Annotated in this window: 13 protein-coding genes; 5 read left to right on the top strand and 8 right to left on the bottom strand. The window is 58.1% G+C overall.

Features of this window, described 5'->3' with window-relative positions:
• Positions 1-39 precede the first annotated feature (39 nt).
• The 4 genes from ldtC to AC3WS9_RS13500 all read right to left on the bottom strand — a co-directional run bounded on the left by ldtC (position 40) and on the right by AC3WS9_RS13500 (position 6,008).
• Positions 40-999, bottom strand: coding sequence for a L,D-transpeptidase LdtC (gene ldtC, locus AC3WS9_RS13515; protein ID WP_492488844.1), 960 nt, complete (start codon positions 997-999; stop codon positions 40-42).
• A gap of 142 nt (positions 1,000-1,141) precedes the next feature.
• Positions 1,142-4,588, bottom strand: coding sequence for a transcription-repair coupling factor (gene mfd / locus AC3WS9_RS13510; RefSeq protein ID WP_492488843.1), 3,447 nt, complete (start codon positions 4,586-4,588; stop codon positions 1,142-1,144).
• A gap of 138 nt (positions 4,589-4,726) precedes the next feature.
• Complete coding sequence (locus tag AC3WS9_RS13505; protein ID WP_492488841.1) at positions 4,727-5,800, bottom strand: acyltransferase family protein; 1,074 nt, start codon at positions 5,798-5,800, stop codon at positions 4,727-4,729.
• Complete coding sequence (locus AC3WS9_RS13500) at positions 5,775-6,008, bottom strand: hypothetical protein (RefSeq protein WP_492488839.1); 234 nt, start codon at positions 6,006-6,008, stop codon at positions 5,775-5,777. The genes AC3WS9_RS13505 and AC3WS9_RS13500 overlap by 26 nt, the downstream gene beginning before the upstream one ends.
• A 61-nt stretch (positions 6,009-6,069) precedes the next feature.
• Between AC3WS9_RS13500 and lolC the strand changes: the two genes are divergently transcribed.
• Genes lolC through cobB form a run of 5 tightly spaced genes read left to right on the top strand, consistent with a single transcriptional unit; the run spans position 6,070 to position 11,012 of the window.
• A complete protein-coding gene (gene lolC / locus AC3WS9_RS13495; RefSeq protein WP_492488837.1) occupies positions 6,070-7,269 on the top strand; it encodes a lipoprotein-releasing ABC transporter permease subunit LolC in 1,200 nt (399 codons plus the stop codon).
• Positions 7,262-7,963 carry a lipoprotein-releasing ABC transporter ATP-binding protein LolD gene (gene lolD / locus AC3WS9_RS13490; RefSeq protein WP_282494939.1) on the top strand — a complete coding sequence of 234 codons (702 nt, stop codon included), beginning with the start codon at positions 7,262-7,264 and terminating at the stop codon, positions 7,961-7,963. Before lolC ends, lolD begins: the two co-directional genes overlap by 8 nt.
• On the top strand, positions 7,963-9,207 hold the full coding sequence (gene lolE, locus AC3WS9_RS13485) for a lipoprotein-releasing ABC transporter permease subunit LolE (RefSeq protein ID WP_492488835.1): 1,245 nt from the start codon (positions 7,963-7,965) through the stop codon (positions 9,205-9,207). Before lolD ends, lolE begins: the two co-directional genes overlap by 1 nt.
• Positions 9,208-9,263: 56 nt before the next feature.
• On the top strand, positions 9,264-10,175 hold the full coding sequence (gene nagK, locus AC3WS9_RS13480) for an N-acetylglucosamine kinase (RefSeq protein WP_492488833.1): 912 nt from the start codon (positions 9,264-9,266) through the stop codon (positions 10,173-10,175).
• A 15-nt stretch (positions 10,176-10,190) separates the two neighbouring features.
• Positions 10,191-11,012, top strand: a complete 822-nt coding sequence (gene cobB / locus AC3WS9_RS13475; protein ID WP_492488831.1) for a Sir2 family NAD+-dependent deacetylase — start codon at positions 10,191-10,193, stop codon at positions 11,010-11,012.
• Between the two features lie 118 nt (positions 11,013-11,130).
• Here the strand turns inward: cobB and potD are convergent, their stop codons facing one another.
• From potD to potA, 4 genes are read right to left on the bottom strand one after another with little or no spacing between them, the layout of a single operon-like run.
• On the bottom strand, positions 11,131-12,165 hold the full coding sequence (gene potD / locus AC3WS9_RS13470) for a spermidine/putrescine ABC transporter substrate-binding protein PotD (protein ID WP_492488829.1): 1,035 nt from the start codon (positions 12,163-12,165) through the stop codon (positions 11,131-11,133).
• The gene (gene potC, locus AC3WS9_RS13465) at positions 12,162-12,953 is read right to left on the bottom strand and encodes a spermidine/putrescine ABC transporter permease PotC (protein ID WP_282494944.1); all 792 of its coding nucleotides are present in this window, start codon (positions 12,951-12,953) and stop codon (positions 12,162-12,164) included. Before potC ends, potD begins: the two co-directional genes overlap by 4 nt.
• On the bottom strand, positions 12,950-13,807 hold the full coding sequence (gene potB / locus AC3WS9_RS13460; protein WP_285145876.1) for a spermidine/putrescine ABC transporter permease PotB: 858 nt from the start codon (positions 13,805-13,807) through the stop codon (positions 12,950-12,952). Before potB ends, potC begins: the two co-directional genes overlap by 4 nt.
• The gene (gene potA / locus AC3WS9_RS13455) at positions 13,791-14,927 is read right to left on the bottom strand and encodes a spermidine/putrescine ABC transporter ATP-binding protein PotA (protein ID WP_285155203.1); all 1,137 of its coding nucleotides are present in this window, start codon (positions 14,925-14,927) and stop codon (positions 13,791-13,793) included. The genes potB and potA overlap by 17 nt, the downstream gene beginning before the upstream one ends.
• Between the last annotated feature and the right edge of the window lie 60 nt (positions 14,928-14,987).

Raw genomic sequence — 14,987 nt, 5'->3', positions numbered from 1 at the left:
GCCCTGCTGAAAAGCAGGGCCTTTTTGTTTCTGACGATCTTACATCGCTTGCTGAGTCACCTCGTGATGCGGCGTGACATCCACCGGCATGCCAGAGCGTACGTCCATTGCTTTTTCCATCACCGCGCTGTCCGCGCGCGCTTTAAAGGTTTGCATCGCGGCGTTGAGCGTAATCGGCAGCGTCTGCGGGTCGTCGCCAATGTTCTTCGACAGCGGCTGATGCACCTCGACCAGACGTTTCCCGCCCGGCTCGTCAGAGACTTTAATTGGCGTATTAATAATATTGACCTTGGTGCCCGGCGTGATCACGCGGAACAGGGTCTCGATGTCGCCATCGCGCAGGCGGATACAGCCTGAGCTAACACGCATTCCGATGCCAAAGTCCGCATTGGTGCCATGCAGCAAATAGACGCCACCGTAGGCGGCGAGGCGAATAGCGTGATGGCCCATCGGGTTATCCGGGCCTGCCGGAACCACGGCGGGCAGATCAATGCCCTGGGCTTTATAACGCGCACGAATGTTGGCCGTTGGCGTCCAGGTTGGGTTGGCGCGTTTATCCGAGACGGTGGTGACCATGGTTGGCGTCAAAGCGTCACCCCCCAACTGACCGATGCCGATCGGGTAAACCGTCACCTCGTTTTTACCCGGCGGGTAATAATAGAGGCGCAGTTCGGCGAGGTTAATCACCAGACCTTCGCGCGGCGCGTCCGGGAGCAGAGTTTGTAGCGGGATGGTCAGCACGCTGCCGGCGCGCGGGACGTAAGGATCGACGCCAGGGTTGGCCTGCAATAATGCCAGGAAGCCGACGTTGTATTTTTTGGCGATCGCCTCCAGCGAACCGCCGTCATTTTCCACTACGTGGAAGCGGTTCTCGCCCACCAGACGGCTCCCGGCAGGGGGCAGCGGCCAGGTATTGGCGCGCGCGGGCAGGGCGATCGCGACGGTTGCCGCAAGGGCAATCAAGGTTATCCAGCGAGTAAAACGCACAGTCATCATCACTAAATCCAGAGTAAAAACAGGGTTATTGTTATTCAAAACGTTAATGGATGATTATGGCGAAGGGGCGTGTCGGGAAATCAGGAGAAGTGCAAAGAGTTTGTAAATTAATCGGCCGGGCGGAGATTGCCGCCCGGCCAAAGGGTTACGCTGCGGCGTTTTCTTCTAGCTGGCGCATAAAGTTACGCACCCACTCCATCCGCGTTTTGCGATCGCTCAGCTCCTGCATGAATTTCAGGCGCGTCGGGCCGTCGAGGCGGAAATGCTGCGGCTGTTTTTGCAGCAAACCAATGAGCCACATCGGGTCGACGTGGTTTTTCTCCGCGAACTCAATCACGCCGCCTTTTTCGTTGCCTTCCAGCTTGCGAATACCCAGCTTCTGCGCCAGCTGGCGCAGTCGGGCGATATCCAGCAGGTTACGCGCCGCATCCGGCAGCAGGCCAAAGCGGTCGATCAGCTCGACTTTGATCTCCTCCAGCTCAGCCTCGTTTTTGGCGCTGGCAATCCGCTTGTAGAACGACAGGCGCGTGTTCACGTCCGGGATAAAATCATCCGGCAGCAGGGACGGCATGCGCAGCTCCACTTCCGTTTGCTGGCTGGTGAGATCTTCCAGCGACGGCTCGCGGCCCTCTTTCAGGGCGTCGACGGCGTTTTCCAGCAGCTCCATGTACAGCGAGAAGCCGATGGTCTCCATCGATCCGCTCTGATCTTCCCCGAGCAGTTCGCCTGCGCCGCGGATCTCCAGGTCGTGCGTCGCCAGCGCGAAACCGGCCCCCAGATCTTCCAGCGACGCGATCGCTTCCAGACGTTTTTGCGCGTCGGTAGTCATCGCTTTCGGATGCGGCGTCAGCAGCCAGGCGTAGGCCTGGTGGTGAGAGCGCCCGACGCGGCCGCGCAGCTGGTGAAGCTGCGCCAGACCGAAGTGATCGGCCCGTTCGATGATGATGGTATTCGCCGTCGGAATGTCGATCCCAGTTTCGATGATGGTCGTACAGACCAGCACGTTAAAACGCTGGTGGTGGAAATCGTTCATCACCCGCTCCAGCTCGCGCTCGCGCATCTGGCCGTGGCCGATGGCAATGCGCGCTTCCGGCACCAGCTCCGCCAGTTTATCCGCCGCTTTCTGGATGTTTTCCACGTCGTTGTAGAGGTAGTAGACCTGGCCGCCGCGCAGCACCTCACGCAGGATCGCCTCGCGCACCACCAGGCTGTCGTACTCGCGCACAAAGGTTTTCACCGCCAGACGACGGGCCGGTGGGGTGGCAATGATCGACAGATCGCGCATCCCGCTCATCGCCATATTCAGGGTTCGTGGGATCGGCGTCGCGGTGAGCGTCAGGATATCCACATCCGCGCGCATCGCTTTGATGCGCTCTTTGTGGCGCACGCCGAAGCGGTGCTCCTCATCGACAATCAGCAGGCCCAAATCTTTCCACTTCACGTCGCTTTGCAGCAGCTTGTGGGTGCCGATCAGAATGTCGATTTTGCCTTCGCTGGCCTGCTCCAGAATTTGCGTCTGCTCTTTGGCACTGCGAAAACGCGACAGCATCTCGATACGCACCGGCCAGTTGGCGAAGCGGTCGCGGAAGTTGTCGTAATGCTGCTGGGCCAGCAGGGTTGTCGGCACCAGCACGGCGACCTGTTTGTTGTTCTCGACGGCGAGGAAAGTCGCGCGCATCGCCACTTCGGTTTTGCCGAAGCCAACGTCACCACACACCAGACGATCCATCGCCAGCGGCTGACACATATCGCTAAGTACGGCGTTAATTGCCTGAGCCTGATCCGGCGTGGTTTCAAACGGGAAGCTGTCGCAGAACAGCTGATACTGCTCTTTGTCGTGCTTAAAGGCGAAGCCGGATTTCGCCGCGCGCTGGGCGTAAATATCCAGCAGCTCGGCGGCGACATCGCGGACTTTCTCGGCGGCTTTCTGCCGCGCGCGCGTCCAGGCGTCGCTGCCCAGTTTATGCAGCGGGGCGCTCTCTTCCGCGCCACCGGCGTAGCGGCTGATGAGATGCAAAGAGGAGACCGGCACATAGAGTTTGGCGTCACCGAGATAGGTGATCATCAGGTATTCGGCGGTGATCCCGCCCGCTTCGAGGGTGGTCATGCCCGCGTAACGCCCGACGCCGTGCTCCAGATGGACAATCGGCTGGCCGACGTGCAGCTCGGCCAGGTTGCGGATCAGCGTGTCCGGATTGATGGTGCGGCGGCTGTCCTGACGACGACGCGCCACGCGCTCGCCGAGCAGATCGCTTTCGCAAATCAACGCCCGGTTGTTCAGGGTATCGATAAAACCGTGCTCGGCAGAGCCGATCATCAGATAGCGCCCGCTGTCGGCGGCTTCGTCGAGACGCAAAATGCGTTTTGGCGAGACTTTAATGCGCGCCAGCAGTTCGCCCAGCGCTTCACGGCGGCCTTCGCTCTCGACCGAGAAAATCACCGGCCCGATAAAGTGTTCGAGGAACTTGCGCAGATTATCCAGCGGTGCTTTTTGCTGCGCCTGAACGGAGAGATCCGGCAGGGTGGTAAACGCCAGGTTGGTGTTAGCGGCTTTGTCCGCCAGGCTTTCCGTTTTGAGCTGCACGCGCGGCCATTTTTTTAGCTCGGAAAACAGCTCGTCGGTGCGCAGCCACAGCTGCTCAGGTGGCAGCAGCGGGCGCATGGGATCGACGCCGCGATTTTCAAAACGGGCGCGGGTTTCGCTCTCAAAGCGGGTGGCGCTGGCGTCGAGATCGCCGGTATTGACGATCAGCGTCTTCGCCGGGAAATAGCTGAACAGCGCCGGGAGCGGCTCGCTGAAGAACAGCGGCTGCCAGTATTCAATCCCGGCGGGCAGGGTGCCTTTGCTCACCTGCTGATAGATATGCTCGGCGTCGCGCTTCACATCGAACTTATCGCGCCACTGGCTGCGGAACAGTTCGATGGCGGTTTTGTCCGTCGGGAATTCGTGGGCCGGCAGCAGGTTTATCGCCTCGACCTCTTCCAGCGTGCGCTGGGTGTCCGGGTCGAAGACACGCAGGCTGTCGATTTCATCATCGAAGAAATCCAGACGATAGGGCTGATCGCTGCCCATTGGGTAGAGATCCAGCAGCGCGCCGCGCGTGGCGTACTCCCCGTGCTCCATCACCTGATCGACGTGGCGATAGCCCGCGCTGTCGAGCTGTGCACGCAGGGCATCGCGCGACAGGCGCTGGCCTTTTTTCATCACCAGCGCATGGCCGTGCAGGTAGCTGTGCGGGCAGACGCGCTGCATCAGGGTGTTGACCGGCACGATCAACACGCCGCGCTGCATCGACGGCAGTTGGTACAGGGTGGAGAGACGGGAGGAGATGATCTCCTGATGCGGGGAAAAACTGTCGTACGGCAGCGTTTCCCAGTCAGCCAGGCTAAACACCAGACTGTCGGTAAACTGGCGGATCTCGTCGTGCAGACGGAGCGCGTTTTGCATATCGGGGGCAACGAGCACCACTGGCCCCGCGTGGCGCTCAGCGATCTCTGCCACCAGCGTGGCGCAGGCTGCGCCCGTCAGTTCGCCTAGCTGGCGCTGGTCGCCCGCTTTGTTGGGCAGGGAATAACGGTATTGTTCAGGCATGGCTTTGTCAGAGTCTCTTATGAGTTTTGGGACATATCACTGATACGCAATGCCATTATTATCCTTGATCGTTTTGCATTAGCAAACCGGAACCGCACAGAGGGTAAATTCGCCCCCGGATGAGGGCGAGAAGAGAGGTTAGCGCGTGGCCTGAGCCGGTGCGAGACGAGCGGGAGGCGCGAAGAACACGTCGCCAAACAGGGCGCTGGAGACTTTGCGTGCGCCGAGGCCAAACAGGGTACAGACCAGCAGACTGATAAACGGATAGACCAGAATCAGGCTCAGTTCTGCCCACACCGGCCAGGTCCCGGCGTTGAGTTGACCGATCAGGAACAGGCTAAACAGTTCAATTAAAATGCGATGAGTGGTGTAAATCGCAATGGTGTTCGAGCCGACGACGTTCAGCAGATTGTTCGGATGCACGGCGTAACGCTGCTCGACGCTGTAAAAGAGTTTCATGATCAGCAGAATCGACAGGAGCGACAGCAGCAGGGGAACGTTGGCAAACCACAGCACCACCGAGACCGCGCCAAACGCCATAATCGGCAGCCAGGTGCGGCGCATCGTCATCCCCTTCATCCACTCCATCAGCTGCGCACCGAACCAGGCCCCGAGGCTGTAGTAGATCATATTGCGCACCACGCTGTTCATCCCCCACCACGGCAGCGGCAGGAAGTTAATCGCCACGCTTGCGAGGGCCAGCAGTACAAGCACCGGCAGCTTCCAGCGGCTGAGCACTTTGCACAGGGTGAAATAGACAATCAAGGCGTAGAGATACCACAGGCTGGTGCTGGCGGTAAGCATGGCGCGCATAAACTCGCCGATCGAACCGGCATACGCGGCATTAGAGGAAGTGGCTAATTCGCGCTCCGGCGCGAGCCAGGCGTTAATGTGGCTCAGAGCCTGCCACTGCAACACGCCCCACAGGGCCAGCACCCAGACAATGCTCCAGATCCGCTTATCGACACTGACGCGCCAGCCCACGTCGTAAATGTAGCGGCGGATCAGATAGCCCGAAATAAAGAAAAACACCGGCATACGGAAGGGGGCGAGATAGAGATTAAAGTAGACCCAGCATTTGGCGAGCAGACCGGATAGCGGGTGTTGCAGCCCGTTCAGGTGAGGATAAAAGGTGATCACCGAGTGGTAAATCACCACCAGGCAGATACACAGCCCCTTTATCTGATTAATCCATAATGCTTTTTGTTTCATCGGTCTTTGAACCCTGTTTTGCCATAAAAGAAGCCGTTAATCCTGGGTGAAGGGGCCAGAGATGTAACGGGTAAGAGTCTGTATCAGGACGATTTTCAGAAAAGGTGGAGAAGGGCGCGTCTCGCGGGAAAGTCGATTCGTGAAGTAGCGTGATGATTTCTCTGACTTTTTCGCCAGAATCATTACCAAAGCTTACGGTTTCAGTCATTTACGCTTAACGGATTCGCTTATATACTCGTGGGTCTGCTATCAGCAACCAGACGGATTTCATGTATCAACCTGTCGCACTCTTCATAGGCTTACGCTACATGCGTGGGCGCGCCGCGGACCGCTTCGGTCGCTTTGTCTCCTGGCTTTCCACTATTGGCATTACGCTTGGCGTGATGGCGCTGGTGACGGTTCTGTCCGTGATGAATGGCTTCGAGCGCGAGCTGCAAAACAACATCCTGGGGCTAATGCCGCAGGCGGTTCTCTCTTCTTCTCAGGGGTCGATCAACCCGCAACAGCTGCCGGAAAATGCCGTGAAGTTACAGGGCGTGAGCCGCATTGCGCCGCTGACTACCGGTGATGTGGTGCTGCAAAGCGCGCGCAGCGTGTCGGTCGGGGTGATGCTCGGTATCGATCCGGCGCAAAAAGATCCCCTCACGCCGTATCTGGTTAACGTCAAACAGACCGATCTCGAACCTGGCAAATACAACGTCATTCTCGGCGAACAACTCGCCAGCCAGCTGGGCGTCAACCGTGGCGATCAGCTGCGCGTGATGGTGCCCTCGGCCAGCCAGTTCACGCCGATGGGACGCCTGCCGAGCCAGCGTCTGTTCAACGTGATCGGCACCTTCGCCGCCAACAGCGAAGTCGATGGCTATCAGATGCTGGTCAATATTCAGGACGCCTCCCGCCTGATGCGCTATCCGCTGGGCAACATCAGCGGCTGGCGTCTGTGGCTCAACGAGCCGCTGAAAGTGGACGTCCTGAGCGAACAAAAACTGCCTGAAGGCACCAAATGGACGGACTGGCGCGAGCGTAAAGGCGAGCTGTTCCAGGCCGTGCGCATGGAAAAGAACATGATGGGCCTGCTGCTGAGCCTGATCGTCGCCGTGGCCGCGTTTAACATCATCACCTCTCTGGGCCTGATGGTAATGGAGAAGCAGGGCGAAGTGGCGATCCTGCAAACCCAGGGGCTGACGCCGCGCCAGATCATGGCGGTGTTTATGGTTCAGGGGGCCAGCGCCGGGATTATCGGTGCGCTGCTCGGCGCCGTGCTGGGGGCATTGCTTGCCAGCCAACTGAATAATTTAATGCCGGTTATCGGTATTCTGCTCGACGGTGCCGCGCTGCCGGTGGCGATCGAGCCGCTGCAGGTCGTCACTATTGCGCTGGTCGCGATGGCGATTGCGCTGCTCTCGACGCTTTATCCTTCCTGGCGCGCCGCCGCCACCCAACCCGCTGAGGCTTTACGTTATGAATAAGATCCTGTTGCAATGCGACAACCTGTCCAAGCGCTATCAGGAAGGCACCGTGCAGACCGATGTCCTGCATGAGGTCAGTTTCAGCGTGGGCGAAGGCGAAATGATGGCGATTGTCGGCAGCTCCGGCTCGGGCAAAAGTACCTTGCTACATCTGCTGGGCGGGCTGGATACGCCGACCTCCGGGGATGTGATTTTCTCCGGTCAGCCGATGAGCAAAATGTCGTCGACGGCGAAGGCGGATCTGCGCAACCAGTCGCTGGGCTTTATCTATCAGTTCCACCATCTGCTGCCCGATTTCACCGCGCTGGAAAACGTCGCTATGCCGCTGCTGATTGGCAAAAAGAAACCGGCAGAGATCAACACCCGCGCCAGCGATATGCTGAAAGCCGTGGGCCTCGGTCATCGCGCGAATCATCGCCCGTCGGAACTCTCCGGCGGCGAACGTCAGCGCGTAGCGATTGCCCGTGCGCTGGTGAACAACCCGCGTCTGGTGCTGGCCGATGAACCGACCGGTAACCTCGATGCGCGCAACGCAGACAGTATTTTTGAGCTGCTCGGTGAACTCAACGCCTCTCAGGGAACCGCGTTCCTGGTGGTGACCCACGATCTGCAGCTGGCGCGCCGCATGAGCCGTCAGCTGGAGATGCGCGACGGTCGTCTGACGGCGGAACTGACCCTGATGGGAGCCGAGTAATGGCTTCATCGTTATCCTTACTGATCGGAATGCGCTTTAGCCGTGGCCGTCGTCGCGGCGGCATGGTGTCGCTGATTTCGGTGATCTCCACCGTCGGTATTGCGCTGGGCGTGGCGGTGCTGATTGTCGGCCTGAGCGCGATGAACGGCTTCGAGCGTGAGCTGAATAATCGCATTCTGGCAGTGGTTCCGCACGGCGAAATTGAAGCGGTGAGTCAGCCCTGGACCAACTGGAAAGAGGCGCTTAACCACGTCGAGAAAGTGCCGGGCATTGCCGCCGCCGCGCCGTACATTAACTTTACCGGGCTGGTGGAGAGCGGGGCCAATCTGCGTGCTATCCAGGTGAAAGGTGTCAATCCGCAGCAGGAAGCACGTTTGAGCGCGCTGCCACAGTTTGTGCAGAACAACGCGTGGGCGAACTTTAAAGCCGGTGAGCAGCAGATTATTATCGGCAAAGGTGTCGCCGATGCGCTGAAGGTGAAGCAGGGCGACTGGGTATCCATCATGATCCCCAACGCCAGCGCCGACCATAAGCTCCAGCAGCCGAAGCGAGTGCGTCTGCACGTGACCGGTATTTTGCAGCTGAGCGGTCAGCTCGATCACAGCTTCGCGATGGTCCCGCTGGACGATGCGCGCCAGTATCTGGATATGGGCGACAGCGTCACCGGCATTGCCATCAAGGTGAACGACGTCTTCAACGCCAACAAACTGGTGCGGGACGCAGGCGGTGTGACCAACAGCTATGTCTACATCAAAAGCTGGATCGGCACCTACGGCTACATGTACCGCGACATTCAGATGATCCGCGCCATTATGTATCTGGCGATGGTGCTGGTGATCGGCGTGGCCTGTTTTAACATCGTCTCGACGCTGGTGATGGCCGTCAAAGACAAGAGCAGCGACATCGCCGTGCTGCGCACCCTGGGCGCGAAAGACGGTCTTATTCGTGCCATCTTCGTCTGGTACGGTCTGCTGGCGGGGCTGTTCGGCAGCCTGTGCGGCGTGGTGATTGGCGTGGTGGTTTCCCTGCAATTAACGCCTATTATCAACGGAATTGAAAAGCTGATTGGGCATCAGTTCCTGTCGGGTGATATCTATTTTATTGACTTCCTGCCGTCTGAATTGCACTGGCTGGACGTTATTTATGTGCTGGTTACAGCACTTTTACTGAGTCTGCTGGCAAGCTGGTATCCGGCGCGTCGCGCAAGCCGAATTGATCCGGCGAGGGTGCTAAGTGGTCAGTAATTACGTCATGATTTGAGCGGCATGCTGTGCCGCCAAATCAGAAAGAGGAATGCGTTATGTATTATGGATTTGATATTGGCGGCACCAAAATTGCGCTCGGCGTCTTTGATGAACAGCTTAAACTGCAGTGGGAAACTCGCGTTCCCACGCCGCGCGAGAGCTACGACGAATTTTTAAACGCGGTCGCCGCCCTGGTGACCGAAGCCGATACCCGTTTCGGCGTGAAAGGCTCCGTGGGGATCGGCATTCCTGGGATGCCGGAAACGGACGACGGCACGCTGTACGCGGCCAACGTTCCCGCCGCCAGCGGCAAGCCGCTGCGAGCCGATCTCTCTGCTCGCCTTGACCGCGACGTACGCCTCGACAACGATGCCAACTGTTTTGCCCTCTCCGAAGCCTGGGACGATGAGTTCCGTCATTATCCTTTAGTCATGGGGCTGATCCTCGGCACCGGCGTCGGCGGCGGGATCATCATCGACGGCAAACCGATTACCGGGCGCAGCTATATCACCGGCGAGTTCGGTCATATTCGGCTGCCGGTCGATGCACTTGAGGTGGTCGGACGCGATTTTCCCCTGACGCGCTGCGGCTGCGGACAGCACGGCTGTATTGAGAATTATCTTTCCGGTCGCGGGTTTGCATGGCTTTACGAACACTTCTATCATCAGAAACGTGAGGCCCCGGAAATCATCACCTTGTGGGAGCAGGGCGATGAACAGGCTCGCGAACACGTTGAACGCTATCTTGATCTGCTGGCGGTGTGTCTGGGCAATATTCTGACCATCGTCGATCCCGATTTACTGGTGATCGGTGGCGGGTTATCCAACTTCTCGGCGATCACCGAGCACCTGTCCGGGCGACTGCCCCGACATCTGCTGCCGGTCGCCCGCGTACCGCGTATCGAACGTGCGCGCCATGGGGATGCCGGAGGCATGCGCGGTGCGGCATTCCTTCATCTCACCCGCTAGTTATACGAGGTTTTTATGCTGTCGCGTCGGTTAGGTCGACTGAGCCGTTTTCGCAAAACTAAACGCCGCCTGCGTGAGCGCTTGCGCCAGCGGATCTTTTTCAGAGACAGGGTGATACCAGAAGGTATGGAAAAGCCAAGAGTGGTGGTGCTGACGGGGGCGGGGATCTCCGCCGAATCCGGAATTCGCACCTTCCGCGCCACTGACGGACTGTGGGAAGAGCACCGCGTGGAAGACGTGGCAACGCCGGAAGGTTTTGCCCGTAATCCTCAGCTGGTGCAGACGTTTTACAACGACCGCCGCCGACAGCTTCAGTCGCCGGAGATTGCGCCCAATGCGGCGCATCTGGCGCTGGCGAAGCTCGAAGAGGCTCTAGGCGACCGCTTTCTGCTGGTGACGCAGAACATCGACAACCTGCACGAGCGCGCCGGGAACCACAACATTATCCATATGCACGGCGAGCTGCTGAAGGTGCGCTGCGCGTGGAGCGGGCAGGTGCTGGACTGGACGGGTGATATCACTCCGGACGATAAGTGCCACTGCTGCCAGTTCCCGTCACCCCTGCGTCCACACGTGGTATGGTTCGGCGAAATGCCGCTGGGGATGGATGAGATCTACAGCGCGCTGGCGATGGCCGATGTGTTTATCGCGATTGGCACCTCCGGGCATGTCTATCCGGCGGCGGGTTTTGTCCACGAGGCGCGGCTGCATGGGGCGCATACGGTGGAGCTGAATCTGGAGCCGAGCCAGGTCGGCAGCGAGTTTGAAGAGAAACAGTATGGTCTGGCGAGCGAGGTGGTGCCAGATTTTGTCGAGAAGCTGTTGAAGGGATTGTAGTTTATTTTCCCCTCACCCTAACCCTCTCCCCAAAGGGAGAGGGGACCGCTCGGAGCCGTCTTTTCTCCCTCGCCCCTTTGGGGAGAGGGCCGGGGTGAGGGGCCCAAACCGCACGAACTTAACGACCGGCCTTCAACTTCTGATAATAATCTTCATAAATGCGGCTCGCGTCGCCCACGTCGTTTTGCCACTCGCCTTTCTTCACGGTTTCCGCATCCGGATACAGTGACTTATCGTTCGCCACTTCCGGGCTCAGCAGCTTGCGGGCCGCCAGGTTTGGCGTGGGATAACCGATGGTTTCCGCCACCTGTTTTGCCACTTCCGGGCGCAGCAGGAAGTTAATCAGCTTCATCGCGCCGTCGACGTTTTTGGCGTTAGACGGAATGGACAGGCTGTCCATCCAGAAGATCCCGCCTTCCTTCGGCCAGACCACCTGCAAAGGCGTACCCGCCTGACGCGCCACGTACGCCGAGCCGTTCCACACCATCCCCAGATTCACTTCGCCTTCCATATACGGGTTCGCCGGGTTGTCGGAGTTAAATGCCGCCACGTTTGGCATCAGCTTTTTCAGCTCGTTGTAGGCCGCTTCAATCTCTTTCGGATCGGTGGTGTTACCGGAATAACCCAATTTACGCAGCGCCATCTGGAACACTTCGCGCGCATCGTCGGTCAGCAGCAGGCTGCCTTTGTATTCTGGCTTCCACAGGTCGGCCCAGCTGGTGACGGTTTTCGGATCAATTTCGTCGCTGTTCACGCCGATCGCGGTCGCGCCCCAGATGTACGGAATGGAGTAGTCATTGTTCGGATCGAACGGCTTATTCAGCATCTCCGGATCGAGATTGCTGAAATTGGTCAGCCTGGTTTTGTCGATCTTCTGGATCATCCCTTCTTTGCGCATTTTGTCGACAAAGTAGGTCGACGGCACCACCAAATCGTACGCGCCGTCTTTGTAGGTTTTGAGCTTGGCATACATGGTCTCGTTCGACTCGTAGGTCGAATAGATCACCTTGATCCCGGTCTCTTTGGTGAACTGCTCCAGCAGGCCCGGCGGCACATACTCGGTCCAGTTGTAGAAGTAGAGCGTTTTACTGTCGTCGGCGTGAGCGGCACCCATTCCGAGCACCAGCGCGGCGGCGGCAAGCATTTTTTTCATTTTGACGTCCCCTGAGATTTGGTTGTATCACGAGCAATAATCTGGCTGGCAATCACCATCACCAGCGACAGCACCAGCAGTATCGTCGCCAGCGCGTTCACCTCAGGTGACACGCCGACTTTCACCATCGAATAGATCTTCAACGGCAGAATTTCATAACCTGGGCCGGTGACGAACGACGAAACCACGACGTCGTCCATCGACAGGGTAAAGCTCAACAGCCATCCGGCGGCGACCGCGGGCATCGCCAGCGGCAGAATGATTTTGCGCAGAATGGTCATTTCACTCGCCCCCAGATCCTTCGCCGCTTCCAGCATCCGCACGTCAAAGCCCTTCAGACGGGAGTAAACCGTCACCACCACGAAGGGCAGGCAGAAGGTGATGTGGGAGAAGAGCAGCGACCAGAAGCCAAGCTGAATGCCGAGGAGCATAAACAGCACCAGCAGGGAAATCGCCATCACGATGTCCGGCGACATCATCACCACAAACAGCATCCCGCTGACAAACGGCTTACCGCGAAAACGGTAGCGATAAAGCGCCACGGCGGTCAGGGAGCCAATCAGCGTGGCGAAGGTCGCGGAGACAATCGCCATCGTCAGAGAGTGCTGTGCTGCCTGCAGCAGGCTGTCGTTGTTCATCAGCAGGCTGTACCAGTTGGTGGTAAAGCCTTGCCAGTTAATCCCGAAGCGTGAGCTGTTAAACGAGTTCACGATCAAAATGATAATCGGAATGTAAAGGAATGCGTAAATGGCGGACATAAAAGCGCCGCGCAGCAGACGACCGATCATTCGAGATCTCCCTTCTTATTCAGCCAGCGGGAGGCGCGCCAGTAGACGAGCAGCATCAGGCCCATTACTACCGTCAGCGTAATGCTGGTGGCCGAGCCAAACGGCCAGTCGCGAATGTTCAGGAACTGACTCTTAATCACGTTGCCGATCAGCAGGTTTTTCGCGCCGCCCATCAGATCCGAGACGTAGAACAGCCCCATCGCCGGGAGCATCACCAGCAGACAACCGGCAATAATGCCCGGCATGGTCAGCGGAATAATGATCCGCAGGAAGGTTTGCAGCTTGCTGGCCCCGAGATCGCGTGCCGCTTCGAGCAGCGGTTTATCGAGCTTTTCGATGCTGGAGTAAAGCGGCATCACCATAAACGGCAGCAGGATATAGACCAGACCAATAATCACCGCGCCCGGCGTGAACATGATGCGGATCGGCGTATCAATCACCCCCAGCCAGAGCAGAAACTCGTTCAGATAACCTTTGGTGCTGAGGAAAATCTTCAGGCCGTAGATGCGGATCAGCGAGTTGGTCCAGAAGGGAACAATCAGCAGAAACAGCAGCAGCGGACGGATTTTTTGCGGCAGCCGCGCCAGAAACCAGGCGAAGGGATATCCCAGCACCAGGCAGGCGAGGGTGGCGATCAGCGCCATGTTGAGGGAGTGCAGCAGGACCTCGAAGTAGAGCGGGTCCAGCAGGCGCGCGTAGTTATCCAGCGTAAAGACCAGGCTGACGAAGTTCGTGTCGTCGCGGGTCAGAAAACTGGTGACAATGATCATCAGGTTGGGCAGGAAAACAAACAACACAAGCCAACCCACGATCGTGGCGATCACCGCGTTCTGGAATTTACTGGTGTTCTTCATCAGCCAGCACAACCTCCCAGCTCTCTACCCAGTTAACGACCATTTTCTGATCGAGCGGATGGTCAAAGTCCGGGTCGTCCTCGTTAAAGAACTCGCTGACCATCACCATTTTGCCGTTTTCCAGCTCAACCACCGATTCCAGAGTCATACCTTTGTAGTTACGCTCGCGGATGTAGCCGATCAGGCCTTCCACGTCGGTGCTGTCGTGGATCTCATCGACGCGCAGATCTTCCGGGCGCAGCATGACGTTCAGCTTCTGGCCTTTTTCGACGGCAAAGTTGACGTAGATATTGCACTCGCGGCCTTCGACGCTGGCGCGCACGCGCTGGTCGTCAAGGCGTTCGATCACCGTGGCGTCGAAGATATTGATCTCGCCAATGAAACTGGCGACAAACAGGTTTTTCGGCTCTTCGTAGATTTCGCGCGGCGTGCCGTCCTGCTCAATTTTGCCGTCGCGCATCACCACGATACGGTCCGACATGGTCAGGGCTTCTTCCTGATCGTGGGTGACGAACACAAAGGTAATGCCAAGCTTACGCTGCAGGGCTTTCAGTTCGTTCTGCATCTGCTTGCGCAGCTTGTAGTCGAGCGCGGAGAGGGACTCATCCAGCAGCAGCAGGCGCGGTTTATTGACCACCGCACGGGCAATCGCTACGCGCTGTTGCTGGCCGCCGGAGAGCTGATGGGGCTTACGCTGGGCGAACTCGTCGAGCTGCACCATACGCAGGGCATCGTTCACGCGGGGCGTGATTTGCTCGTTAGGGGTTTTCTGCATGCGCAGGCCGAAGGCCACATTTTCGAACACGGTCATGTGCGGGAAAAGGGCGTAGCTCTGAAAGACGGTGTTAACGTGACGATGTTCGGCGGGAACATCGGTGATGTTCTGATTTTCAAGATGAATTTGGCCGTTGTCGACGTTTTCCAGTCCGGCAATCAGGCGCAGAACGGTTGTCTTGCCGCAGCCGGAAGGGCCAAGCAGCGTAAGAAACTCACCGTTATTGATAGTCAGGTTAAGATCGTCAATGACGGTTTTACCATCGAAACTTTTGCTGATCCCCGACAGAAGAACCAGCGGTGACAGTGTTCCCGGTTGTGTATTCAATTTTTGGCGCTGTCCCATATAAACGCGTCGGTGGGTTTACCGACAGCGGGGTTTGTGTGTAACCACCTTGGTGACTCT

The sequence above is a fragment of the Lelliottia sp. EB106-05-01-XG201 genome, assembly GCF_058791735.1.
This window is presented reverse-complemented; position numbering and strand designations above follow the sequence as displayed.

Bases quoted from the DNA above. Each gene is read 5' to 3' on its own strand.
- potC (WP_282494944.1), bottom strand. From the start codon at position 12,953: ATGATCGGTCGTCTGCTGCGCGGCGCTTTTATGTCCGCCATTTACGCA.
- nagK (WP_492488833.1), top strand. From the start codon at position 9,264: ATGTATTATGGATTTGATATTGGCGGCACCAAAATTGCGCTCGGCGTC.
- lolE (WP_492488835.1), top strand. From the start codon at position 7,963: ATGGCTTCATCGTTATCCTTACTGATCGGAATGCGCTTTAGCCGTGGC.
- potD (WP_492488829.1), bottom strand. From the start codon at position 12,165: ATGAAAAAAATGCTTGCCGCCGCCGCGCTGGTGCTCGGAATGGGTGCC.
- cobB (WP_492488831.1), top strand. From the start codon at position 10,191: ATGCTGTCGCGTCGGTTAGGTCGACTGAGCCGTTTTCGCAAAACTAAA.
- AC3WS9_RS13505 (WP_492488841.1), bottom strand. From the start codon at position 5,800: ATGAAACAAAAAGCATTATGGATTAATCAGATAAAGGGGCTGTGTATC.
- lolC (WP_492488837.1), top strand. From the start codon at position 6,070: ATGTATCAACCTGTCGCACTCTTCATAGGCTTACGCTACATGCGTGGG.
- lolD (WP_282494939.1), top strand. From the start codon at position 7,262: ATGAATAAGATCCTGTTGCAATGCGACAACCTGTCCAAGCGCTATCAG.
- potA (WP_285155203.1), bottom strand. From the start codon at position 14,927: ATGGGACAGCGCCAAAAATTGAATACACAACCGGGAACACTGTCACCG.
- mfd (WP_492488843.1), bottom strand. From the start codon at position 4,588: ATGCCTGAACAATACCGTTATTCCCTGCCCAACAAAGCGGGCGACCAG.
- AC3WS9_RS13500 (WP_492488839.1), bottom strand. From the start codon at position 6,008: ATGACTGAAACCGTAAGCTTTGGTAATGATTCTGGCGAAAAAGTCAGA.
- potB (WP_285145876.1), bottom strand. From the start codon at position 13,807: ATGAAGAACACCAGTAAATTCCAGAACGCGGTGATCGCCACGATCGTG.